Annotated in this window: 12 protein-coding genes; 7 read left to right on the plus strand and 5 right to left on the minus strand. The window is 74.7% G+C overall.

Features of this window, described 5'->3' with window-relative positions; genetic code table 11:
* On the plus strand, window positions 1-710 hold a 710-nt coding region (locus tag CITRIK5_RS00135; RefSeq protein ID WP_236557114.1), incomplete at its 5' end, for an HAD family hydrolase.
* Between the two features lie 29 nt (window positions 711-739).
* Here CITRIK5_RS00135 and CITRIK5_RS00140 read toward each other — a convergent pair.
* Both CITRIK5_RS00140 and tmk read right to left on the minus strand, forming a co-directional pair.
* Window positions 740-1,930, minus strand: coding sequence for a DNA polymerase III subunit delta' (locus tag CITRIK5_RS00140; RefSeq protein WP_036384674.1), 1,191 nt, complete (start codon window positions 1,928-1,930; stop codon window positions 740-742).
* On the minus strand, window positions 1,927-2,586 hold the full coding sequence (gene tmk, locus CITRIK5_RS00145) for a dTMP kinase (RefSeq protein ID WP_036316043.1): 660 nt from the start codon (window positions 2,584-2,586) through the stop codon (window positions 1,927-1,929). The genes CITRIK5_RS00140 and tmk overlap by 4 nt, the downstream gene beginning before the upstream one ends.
* 81 nt (window positions 2,587-2,667) lie before the next feature.
* Between tmk and CITRIK5_RS00150 the strand changes: the two genes are divergently transcribed.
* Entirely contained in the window at window positions 2,668-2,964 is a 297-nt protein-coding gene (locus tag CITRIK5_RS00150) for a DUF2516 family protein (RefSeq protein ID WP_036384680.1), read from the plus strand.
* A gap of 25 nt (window positions 2,965-2,989) precedes the next feature.
* On the opposite strand, the gene CITRIK5_RS00155 is transcribed toward CITRIK5_RS00150, so the two are convergent.
* Window positions 2,990-3,832 carry a hypothetical protein gene (locus CITRIK5_RS00155; protein ID WP_060974309.1) on the minus strand — a complete coding sequence of 281 codons (843 nt, stop codon included), beginning with the start codon at window positions 3,830-3,832 and terminating at the stop codon, window positions 2,990-2,992.
* Between the two features lie 49 nt (window positions 3,833-3,881).
* Between CITRIK5_RS00155 and CITRIK5_RS00160 the strand changes: the two genes are divergently transcribed.
* Window positions 3,882-4,640, plus strand: a complete 759-nt coding sequence (locus CITRIK5_RS00160; RefSeq protein WP_063189350.1) for a phosphoglyceromutase — start codon at window positions 3,882-3,884, stop codon at window positions 4,638-4,640.
* A 61-nt stretch (window positions 4,641-4,701) separates the two neighbouring features.
* On the opposite strand, the gene phoU is transcribed toward CITRIK5_RS00160, so the two are convergent.
* On the minus strand, window positions 4,702-5,370 hold the full coding sequence (phoU, locus tag CITRIK5_RS00165; RefSeq protein WP_036316039.1) for a phosphate signaling complex protein PhoU: 669 nt from the start codon (window positions 5,368-5,370) through the stop codon (window positions 4,702-4,704).
* A gap of 163 nt (window positions 5,371-5,533) precedes the next feature.
* Between phoU and CITRIK5_RS00170 the strand changes: the two genes are divergently transcribed.
* Window positions 5,534-6,763 carry a cell wall metabolism sensor histidine kinase WalK gene (locus CITRIK5_RS00170; protein ID WP_036316036.1) on the plus strand — a complete coding sequence of 410 codons (1,230 nt, stop codon included), beginning with the start codon at window positions 5,534-5,536 and terminating at the stop codon, window positions 6,761-6,763.
* The gene (locus CITRIK5_RS00175) at window positions 6,760-7,440 is read left to right on the plus strand and encodes a response regulator transcription factor (RefSeq protein WP_002858071.1); all 681 of its coding nucleotides are present in this window, start codon (window positions 6,760-6,762) and stop codon (window positions 7,438-7,440) included. The genes CITRIK5_RS00170 and CITRIK5_RS00175 overlap by 4 nt, the downstream gene beginning before the upstream one ends.
* 91 nt (window positions 7,441-7,531) lie before the next feature.
* Here the strand turns inward: CITRIK5_RS00175 and CITRIK5_RS00180 are convergent, their stop codons facing one another.
* The gene (locus CITRIK5_RS00180) at window positions 7,532-8,083 is read right to left on the minus strand and encodes a hypothetical protein (protein WP_036384688.1); all 552 of its coding nucleotides are present in this window, start codon (window positions 8,081-8,083) and stop codon (window positions 7,532-7,534) included.
* A 201-nt stretch (window positions 8,084-8,284) separates the two neighbouring features.
* Here CITRIK5_RS00180 and CITRIK5_RS00185 point away from each other — a divergent pair, with 201 nt between their 5' ends.
* Together CITRIK5_RS00185 and CITRIK5_RS00190 are read left to right on the plus strand one after the other, a co-directional pair.
* Complete coding sequence (locus CITRIK5_RS00185; RefSeq protein WP_036384689.1) at window positions 8,285-8,767, plus strand: CarD family transcriptional regulator; 483 nt, start codon at window positions 8,285-8,287, stop codon at window positions 8,765-8,767.
* Between the two features lie 132 nt (window positions 8,768-8,899).
* A partial coding sequence (locus tag CITRIK5_RS00190; protein ID WP_201294439.1) for a 2-C-methyl-D-erythritol 4-phosphate cytidylyltransferase occupies window positions 8,900-9,646 on the plus strand: 747 nt, incomplete at its 3' end.

Consider the following 9,646-nt stretch of genomic DNA (forward strand, 5'->3'; position numbering starts at 1 on the left):
CCCCGGCACCCCCCGCCGCGGCCTCGTCAGCCGCGCCCCTCCGCCTGGCCGTGGTGGACATGTCCGGCACGTCCATCGTGGAGCACGGGCTCCAGGACACGGCGTTCGCCCGCACGTTGGACCAGCACGGCGTCCCGGCGGGCACGCCGGAGCACGACGACGCCGCTCGGCGGTTCCGCGCGCTCCGGCCCACCTCGCGCACGGCCGTGTTCCCCCGCGTGTTCGCCGACCGGGCGGTGGCCGCGGCGGCGACCCGCACGTTCGAGGCGGCCTTCGACGCGCTGCTGGCCGAGCACGGCGTCCAGGCCGTCCCGGGCGCGGAGGAGGCGCTCATCCGCCTGCGCGCCCTCGGCCTCCACGTGTGCCTCTGCACCGGCTACGCCCGCCACACCCAGAACATGATCCTCGAGTCGCTGGGGTGGATGGGCCTGGCGGATCTGAGCCTCTCCCCGGACGACGCCGGCCGCGGCGTCCCCTACCCGGACATGATCCTCACCGCCCTGCTCGGTCTCGACCTCGACGACGTCCGCAGCGTCCTGGTGGTCGGGGACACCGCGGAGGACATGACGGCCGGGCGCCGCGCGGGGGCCGGACTCGTGGTCGGCGTGCGCACGGGTCGCGACGCGGACGACGTCCTGCTGGCGGCGGGCGCGGACCGGGTGGTGCCGGGCCTGGCCGACGTGCCGGACCTGGTGGTCCGCACCCGCTGAGCCGGCGCCGGTCCACCCGGCGCGGCCGCTCAGCGACGTCGCGGGGTGCGCACCCGGCGGGGCAGCAGGGCCAGCATCATGGCTTCGAGGGCCAGCTGCTCCGGCACGTTGGCGGCGATGCGCTCGCGGGCCGTGGTGACGGCGTCGATCCGGGCGAGCACCTCGGCCGAGTCGCCGGCGGTGCCGCGGGCGTACGCCTCGATCTCGTCCCGACGGTGCTCGTTGATGAGCTCGCCGTCGGCCCCCAGCTGCACGCGCAGCACGTCCCGGAACAGGCCCATGACGTCGATCATGGCCCGGTCCAGCGAGTCTCGGACGGCGCGGCGCCGCCGGCGGGTCTGGTCCTCCTCGAGCCGTTTGACGTGGTGGCGGAGCTTGGGCGGGACGGGCTCGCCGGGCTCGAGGCCCAGGGAGCGGCGCAGTGCCTCGAGCTCCTCGGCGTCCCGGGCTTCGGCGGCGGACTCGGCCTCGGCCTTGGACACCTCGGCCAACGTGGCGGCCAGGGCCATCGCGTCGGAGACGGCGGTGGCCTGGAGCGGCAGGGAGAGGATGCGCTCGCGGCGTTCGAGGGCCTCCGGGTCCCGCGCGAGGCGGCGGGCCATGCCCACGTGCGACTGGGAGATCCGGGCGGTGGTGAGCGCCGTCTCGCGGTCCAGCCCGTCGCGGCGGTGCAGCAGCTCCGCCACCTGCTCCACGGCGGGGATGCTCAGCGTGATCAGCCGGCAGCGGGAGCGGACGGTGGGGAGCACGTCCGCGGGGGACGGGGTGCACAGCATCCAGATCGTGCGGGCCGGCGGCTCCTCGATGGCCTTGAGGAGCACGTTCGTGGCGCGCTCCGTCATGCGGTCCGCGTCCTCCATGAGGAAGATCCGCCAGCGCCCGGTGGCGGGGGTGGACTGGCCGGCCTCCACGAGGGCGCGGACGTCCTCGATCCGATAGCTCACCGCCTCGGTGGCCAGCACGGTCACGTCCGGGTGGGTGCCGCCGAGGACGGTGCGGCACGCGTGGCACTCGCCGCAGCCGCGCGCCGCCGGGTCCGCGACCTCGCACTGCAGGGCCGCGGCGAACGCACGCGCCGCCGTCGACCGGCCGGAGCCGGGCGGGCCCGTGAACATCCAGGCGTGGGTGGGACGGTCCTCGGCCGCGGCGCGGCGCAGCTGGGCCACCGCGGCCTCCTGGCCCGCGAGGTCCGCGAACACGGCGGGGGCGGGGGCCGTCATCGGTCGGCCGCCTGGGCGGTGACGCGGGCCAGCGCGCGGGCGGTGAGCTCCTGCGGCGGCAGCGCGCCGTCGAGCACGAGGTACCGCTCGGGCGCGGCCGCCGCGCGCGCGAGGAAGGCGGCGCGCAGGGCCTCGTGCCGGTCCGCCGTCTCCCGCTCCATGCGGTCGGGGGTGCCCTCGCCCTCCGCCGCGCGCCGGTCACGCCGGTCCGCGGCGGTGGCCGCGTCCACGTCGATCAGCACCGTCAGATCGGGGACGAGGCCGTCCGTGGCCCACTCGTTCAGGGCGGCGATCCGCGCCTCGCCCAGCCCGCGCGCCGCGCCCTGGTAGGCCACGGACGAGTCCACATACCGGTCCGTGACGACGACGGCGCCCCGGGCCAGCGCGGGGCGCAGCGTGCGGACGGCGTGGGCGGACCGGGCCGCGGCGAACAGCAGCGCCTCGGTGCGGGGGTCCACGGGGGCGTGCCCGGGGTCCAGCAGCAGCTCTCGCAGCGTCTCGCCCAGGTCCGAGCCGCCGGGCTCGCGCGTGAGCACCACCTCGTGGCCCGCGGCGCGCAGGGCCTCCGTCAGGGCGCGGGCCTGGGTGGACTTGCCGGATCCGTCCGGTCCCTCGACGGCGACGAACAGGCCGCGATGCTCGGTCTGGGTGCTCACGCCTCGAGCCTAGACGCCGCCCCGGACGGGGAGGGAACCCGGCCGGGCCGACCGCCTAGACTGACCGGCATGAGCGCCCCCATGCACTTCGCCCTGCTCGTCGACCACTGGCTGTTCCGCGTCCTGGCGATCGCCGCGCTCGGGCTCGAGGTCTGGGCGCTGGTGGACGTCGTCCGGCGCCGCCCCGACGACTTCGCCCGCATCGGGGGCCGGGACAGGAGCTTCTGGCTGATCCTCACCGGCGTCGCCGCCGTCGTCGGGCTCCTCGGCGTGCTCGCCGGCGGCGGGATGGGCATGTTCGGCCTCGTGGCCGCGTGCGTGGCGTGCGTCTACCTCGCCGGCCCCCGCCAGGACATGGGCCCGGCCCTGCGCCGCTGAGGGTCCCGCGCCGTCGGCGCCGCCCTCATGACGACGGCGCCACCGCCGCCCAGCGCACGCTCAGCTCCCCGCGCCGCCACTGGTGCGGGCCGCCCAGCACGGGCCAGCCCGCCGCGCGGAGCGTGCCGACCGTCGCCAGCCACCGCTGCCGCGTCCCGTAGGCCGCGAGCGGGGCGTGCGCGGCCCACGCGGCGTCGGCCTCCGCCAGGAGTCGATGGACGGGCTCCCCGGGCACGTGCCGGTGGATGAGGACCTTCGGCAGGCGCGCCGCCACGTCCGAGGGGCGGGCGAAGGACCCCAGCCGGAGGGCCACGGTCAGGCTCGCGGGCCCGTCCCGACGCAGGTCCACCCAGGCCGCCCGCCGGCCGTCCTCGGAGCAGGTGCCCTCCACGAGGACGCCGTCGTCGGCGAGCCCCGCGCACAGCAGGGACCAGATCGCGGGCACGTCCTCCTCCCGGTACTGGCGCAGCACGTTGAACGCGCGCACCACGGTGGGCGGCCGCGGCACGGGCAGCTCGAAGCCGCCGACCGCCCAGGTGACCCCCGGCAGGCCGCCGGCCCGCTCCCGCGCCCGGGCCACCCGAGCGGGGTCGATCTCGAGGCCCACCAGCTCGAGGGCCGGGTTCTGCACGCGCAGCCGCTGGGCCATCTCGACGGCGGTCACCGGCTCCGCGCCGAAGCCCAGGTCCACGGCCAGCGGGCGGGGAGTGCGCCGCAGCAGGGGGCCGTGCACGTCCGTGAGCCAGCGGTCCACCCGGCGCATCCGCTGCGCCGCCGTCGTGCCGCGGGTGATGTGGCCCTGCGGGCCCCGTGCCGGGACTGGGCCGGGCGTCGTGCGCGCGCGCAGCCGCCGGGCCTTCTCCACCATGGGCTCCAGCGTAGGGGAGCGGCGGGACGGGTCCGCCTAGGATGGTGACATGGCGAACACCACGTACACGCTGGTCCTGCTGCGGCACGGTCAGAGCGAATGGAACGAGAAGAACCTGTTCACCGGCTGGGTGGACGTCCCGCTGACCGAGAAGGGGCGCGCCGAGGCCGCCCGCGGCGGTGAGCTGCTGGAGGCGGAGGGCATCCGCCCGGACGTGGTCCACACGTCCCTGCTCAAGCGCGCCATCACCACGGCCAACCTGGCCCTCGAGGCCGCGGACCGCCAGTGGATCCCGGTCAAGCGCAGCTGGCGCCTGAACGAGCGCCACTACGGCGCCCTGCAGGGCAAGGACAAGGCCCAGGTGAAGGAGGAGTTCGGCGAGGAGCAGTTCATGGTCTGGCGCCGGTCCTTCGACACCCCGCCGCCCGCCCTGGACGACGACTCCGAGTTCTCCCAGATCGGCGACGAGCGCTACGCGGACCTGGGCAAGGACGCCCCCCGCACCGAGGCCCTCAAGCAGGTCATCGACCGCCTGCTGCCCTACTGGGAGGAGCAGATCCTGCCCGACCTCAAGGCCGGCAAGACCGTGCTGATCGCCGCGCACGGCAACTCGCTGCGCGCCCTGGTCAAGCACCTGGACGGCATCTCGGACGAGGACATCGCGGGCCTGAACATCCCGACGGGCATCCCGCTGGTCTACGAGCTGGACCAGAACTTCAAGCCGATCACCGCGAACGGCCGCTACCTCGACCCGGAGGCCGCCGCCGCCGGCGCCGCCGCCGTGGCCGCCCAGGGCTCCGCGCACTGACGCGTCCGACGACGACGGGCCGGGACCCCGCCGGGGGCCCGGCCCGTGGCGTCGGGGACGGTCAGGAGCCGGTGGCGTCCGGGCGGTGGGTCGCCCACTCGCCCGTGACGAGGTAGCGCACCTTGGCGGCCACGGACAGGCCGTGGTCCGTGAACCGCTCGAGGTAGCGCGAGGCCAGCGTGACGTCCGTGGTGGTGGCCGGCGTCGCGCTCCAGTCCGGGGCGGCGATCGCGCGGAAGACGGACAGGTGCAGCGCGTTGACGTCCTCGTTGAGGGCGTCGATCCGGTCCCCGTGCGCCAGGTCCTGGGTCTCGAGCAGCAGGACGACCTCCTCGGCCACCTCCACGGCGGCGTCGCACATCGCGGTGATCACGGTCCGGACCTGTTCCGGGATGACGTGCTCGGGGTAGCGCAGCCGGGTCAGCTGGGCCACGTGGCGGGCGAGGTCGCCCATGCGCTCGAGCGAGGAGCTCATCCGCAGCGTGGCGACGACGGTGCGCAGGTCCGTGGCCACGGGCGCCTGCAGCGCCAGGATGCGCACGGCCTGCTCGTCGAGGGACTCCTGCAGCTGGTCGATCCGCGCGTCCTCCGAGATGACCCGTTCGGCGCCGTGCACGTCGGCCGCCTCGAGGGCGGCCTGCGCGTCCATCATGGCGCGGTGCACGAGGCGGGCGATCTCGGTCAGGTCGCGGCCCAGCCGTTCGAGGTCGGCTCGGTAGAGCTCGCGCATGGTCTCCTCTCCCCGGCGACGCCCGTGCGCCGCCGACCCCGACTCCCCGGGGCAACGGTCCACCCTGGCAGGGCAAGATGAACGGCCCATGAACGCCGATCGTCCGGCGTCTGGCGGGGCCGGGGCAGCCCGTCTCCGGGCCGCCAGAGGCTAGTCTGGTGCCGTGGATCCCGTCATCATCGGCCTGCTGTGCGGAGCGGTCGGACTGTTCACCGGAGTGGCCTCCATGCTGGCCTTCCGGGCGTCCGAGCGCTCGCGGACGGTGGACCTGACGGTTGGCGAACCCACCCTGGCGCCGGGCGCCGCCGAGGTCCTCTCCGTGGTCGGCCGCGCGTACGCGGTGGTGGACGACGTCGACGGCGTGGTGCGCGCGAACCCCGCGGCCTACGCCCTGGGCCTGGTGCGGGGGCACTCGCTCGTCCAGGACCAGCTGCGGGAGCTCACGCGGACCGTGCGGGCCGACGGCGTCATCGTCGAGCGCCGCATGGAGCTGCCCCGAGGACCCCTCGGGCAGTCGAGCCTCGTCGTCGAGCTGCGCGTGGCCCCGCTGGACGAGGAGTACATCCTGATCCTCGCCGACGACCGCACGGACGTGACCCGCACCGAGGCCATGCGCCACGACTTCGTCGTCAACGTCTCGCACGAGCTCAAGACGCCGGTGGGCGCCATCTCCCTGCTCTCCGAGGCCATCGGCGACGCCGCGGAGGACGAGGAGGCGGTGCGTCGCTTCGCCGCACGGCTGGGCGTCGAGTCCCGCCGGCTCACGGCCCTCGTGCAGGACATCATCGAGTTCTCCCGGCTGCAGGCCAAGGACGTGGTCCAGGACGGAGGGCCTGTGGACCTCAACGCCGTCGTCGCGGACGCCGTGGACCGCCTGCGCCTGACCGCCGAGGACCGCGGCATCGCGCTGCGCGTGGGCGGCCGCGTGGACGCGGTGGTGCACGGGGACCAGGACCAGCTGATGACCGCGGTGCGCAACCTGGTGGACAACGCGGTGCGCTACTCCCCGGAGGGCACCACGGTGGGCATCGGCCTGAGCTCCGTGGACGGGCTCGCGCAGGTCACCGTCACGGACCAGGGCATCGGCATCAGCCCGGAGGAGCAGGAGCGGGTCTTCGAACGCTTCTACCGCGTGGACGCGGCGCGGTCGCGTCAGACGGGCGGCACGGGCCTGGGGCTGAGCATCGTCAAGCACGTCGTCATCAACCACGGAGGGGAGGTCACCCTCTGGTCCCAGCCGGGCCGCGGGTCGACCTTCACCATCCGCCTGCCCGAGTGGGGGGACGGTGTCGCCGTCGACGGCGCGCCGGGTGCCGCCCACGTCACCGAGCGGCGCGGTCACCGGGTGACCGCCTCGGCCGCACCCCCGACCCGGAAGGAGACGAGCGCATGAGCCGCATTCTGATCGTGGAGGACGAGGAGTCGTTCAGCGACCCCCTGTCCTACCTCCTGGAGAAGGAGGGGTTCGAGGTCACCGTCGCCGCCGACGGCAACGAGGCGCTGAGCGTCTTCGAGCGCGACAGCGCGGACCTGATCCTCCTGGACCTGATGCTCCCGGGGATGTCCGGCACCGAGGTGTGTCGTCAGGTGCGCCAGCGCTCCAACGTCCCCGTGATCATGCTGACCGCGAAGGACTCGGAGATCGACAAGGTCGTCGGCCTCGAGCTCGGGGCGGACGACTACGTGACCAAGCCGTACTCCTCGCGTGAGCTGGTGGCCCGCGTCCGCGCCGTGCTGCGCCGTCAGGGGGAGCAGGAGGAGCCGATGTCGGCGACCATCAGCGCCGGCCCCGTGCGCATGGACGTCGAGCGGCACGTCGTCTCCGTGGACGGCGAGCAGGTGTCCCTGCCGCTCAAGGAGTTCGAGCTGCTGGAGATGCTGTTGCGCAACGCCGGGCGCGTGCTCACCCGCGGCCAGCTGATCGACCGCGTGTGGGGCTCCGACTACGTGGGGGACACCAAGACCCTCGACGTGCACGTGAAGCGCCTGCGCTCCAAGATCGAGCCCGATCCCTCGAGCCCCCGCTACCTCGTCACGGTGCGCGGCCTGGGCTACAAGTTCGAGGCCTGACCGGCGCGCTGCACCCGGGACGACGACGGCCCCGGCTCCACCTCGCGGTGGGGCCGGGGCCGTGGCGTGCCGGGCGCAGGCCCGGCGGAGGTCAGTGCTCCTCGCCGTAGTGGTGGGTCTCCTCGTGGAGGTGCCCGACGAGATCCTCCTCCGAGGGCTCGACTCCCTCGGGGAGCAGGTCACGGTACTGCTCCTGGGTGGCGCTCAGCAGCGGGACGGCCAGGTCGGCGGTGCCGCCGTTGCCGGAGACGGTCACGGGCAGGTTCTCGCCGACCCACACGCCCTCGCGCTCCAGGACGGTTGTGTTCGCCTCGTCCTCGAGCTTGCGGCTCTCGCCGGCGGGGACCTTCAGGGTCGCGGAGCCGCCGCCCTCGGCCTGGAAGGTGTAGGTCTGATCCTGGCCGGAGGTGTTCTCCACGGTGCCGATCAGGCGGGCGGGGCCCGACTCGCCGTCGCCGACGAGGGCGAGGTTGCGGTAGCTCAGGAAGTCCTGCTCCTGGCCGTTGATGCCGTCCGAGGGGGAGTACTGGATGGCGGTGGCGATCGGGCTCACGGCGGAGCAGCCGGTGGCGCCCAGCAGGGCGACCGCGGCCAGCGCACCTGCGGCGAGGTGGCGCCGGGCGGGCCGGGATGCGTTCTTCACAGAGGTCTCCTCAGGTGCGATGACGTGCTCAGGAGCCCCGAGGCAGGGGTCCTGCCAGGTCAGGCTACCGCATCCCGGGACGCCGGCCGGCCCGTGGCGCCGGGTCGTCCACTATCACATCCGGAGGCCGACGATGTGACGGCGCGCGCGGCATGACGAGGCCGCATGATAGAATGAGACGACTGAAAGGGGCACAACAACATGGTTTTTGAGGTCGGAGAGACCGTCGTCTACCCCCATCACGGTGCTGCGCGGATCGAGGAGATCAAGATGCGCACCATCAAGGGGGAGGAGAAGATGTACCTCAAGCTCAAGGTGGCGCAGGGAGACCTGACCATCGAGGTCCCTGCGGAGAACGTCGACCTCGTCGGCGTGCGTGACGTCGTGGATGCGGAGGGGCTCGAGCACGTCATGGAGGTCCTGCGCGCCGAGCACGTGGAGGAGCCCACCAACTGGTCCCGCCGCTACAAGGCGAACCTGGAGAAGCTCGCCAGCGGCGACGTCAACAAGGTGGCCGAGGTCGTCCGTGACCTGTGGCGCCGCGACCAGGACCGCGGCCTGTCCGCCGGCGAGAAGCGCATGCTCGCGAAGGCCCGCCAGGTGCTCGTGTCCGAGCTGGCGCTGGCCAAGAAGGTCACCGAGGAGGAGGCCGAGGGCCGCCTGGACAAGGTGCTCGAGGGCTGACGAGCAGCACACGACAGGGGAGGGGCCCGCGTCCACGACGCGGGCCCCTCCCCTGTCTCGTCCCCGGCCACGGCCGTCGCCGCCATGGGGGTCCCTGGCCACGGACCCCGGCGCGCTCCCTAGGATGAGGCCATGCCCACCGCCCTCGTGATCGCCGCCGCCGGCGCCGGCACCCGCCTCGGCGCCGGGCTGCCCAAGGCCCTCGCCCCCCTCGCGGACGGCCGCACCCTCCTGCACCACTGCCTGGCCTCCGTCGCCGCCGCGCGCGCCGCCGGGCTCGCCCTGGACGCCGTCGTGGTGCTCACCCCGCCGGTGGAGGCCGACGCCGGCCGCGTGGCCGCCGAGGTCGACGCCGGCCCGCACCTGGACGTGCCCGTGCACTGCGTGCCCGGCGGCGCCGAGCGCGCGGACTCGGTCCGCGCCGGACTCGCCGCGGCCGCCCGCGCTCTGGCCGACCTCGCCCCGGCGGGGGCGCCCCGCCGCGTCCTCGTCCACGACGCGGCCCGCGCGCTGACCCCGCCGAGCGTGTTCGGGGCCGTGACGGCGGCGCTCGGGACCGGCGCGGTCGCCGCGGTCCCGGGCCTGCCCCTGACGGACACCGTCAAGCAGGTCACCCCCGGCCGGGGCGGCGTCGACGTCGTCGCGGCCACGCCGGCCCGCGCCGGCCTGCGCGCGATCCAGACGCCGCAGGGCTTCGACCTGGACACCCTGCTGGCGGCCCACGAGGCCGTGCGCACGGACCCCACGCTCGACGCCGCGGCGCTCACCGACGACGCGATGGTCATGGAGGCCGCGGGGCACGAGGTCGTGGTGGTGACCGGCGACCCGGCCGCGTTCAAGGTCACCGCCCCCGCCGACCTCGACCTCGCCCGCCTCGAG

The sequence above is a fragment of the Micrococcus sp. 116 genome (assembly GCF_902506395.1).
Taxonomy (GTDB): domain Bacteria; phylum Actinomycetota; class Actinomycetes; order Actinomycetales; family Micrococcaceae; genus Micrococcus; species Micrococcus luteus.

Excerpts from the sequence above, each read along its gene's own strand:
- CITRIK5_RS00140 (WP_036384674.1), bottom strand. The coding sequence starts at position 1,930 with ATGACGGCCCCCGCCCCCGCCGTGTTCGCGGACCTCGCGGGCCAGGAG.
- CITRIK5_RS00150 (WP_036384680.1), top strand. The coding sequence starts at position 2,668 with ATGCACTTCGCCCTGCTCGTCGACCACTGGCTGTTCCGCGTCCTGGCG.
- CITRIK5_RS00155 (WP_060974309.1), bottom strand. The coding sequence starts at position 3,832 with ATGGTGGAGAAGGCCCGGCGGCTGCGCGCGCGCACGACGCCCGGCCCA.
- CITRIK5_RS00160 (WP_063189350.1), top strand. The coding sequence starts at position 3,882 with ATGGCGAACACCACGTACACGCTGGTCCTGCTGCGGCACGGTCAGAGC.
- phoU (WP_036316039.1), bottom strand. The coding sequence starts at position 5,370 with ATGCGCGAGCTCTACCGAGCCGACCTCGAACGGCTGGGCCGCGACCTG.
- CITRIK5_RS00175 (WP_002858071.1), top strand. The coding sequence starts at position 6,760 with ATGAGCCGCATTCTGATCGTGGAGGACGAGGAGTCGTTCAGCGACCCC.
- CITRIK5_RS00185 (WP_036384689.1), top strand. The coding sequence starts at position 8,285 with ATGGTTTTTGAGGTCGGAGAGACCGTCGTCTACCCCCATCACGGTGCT.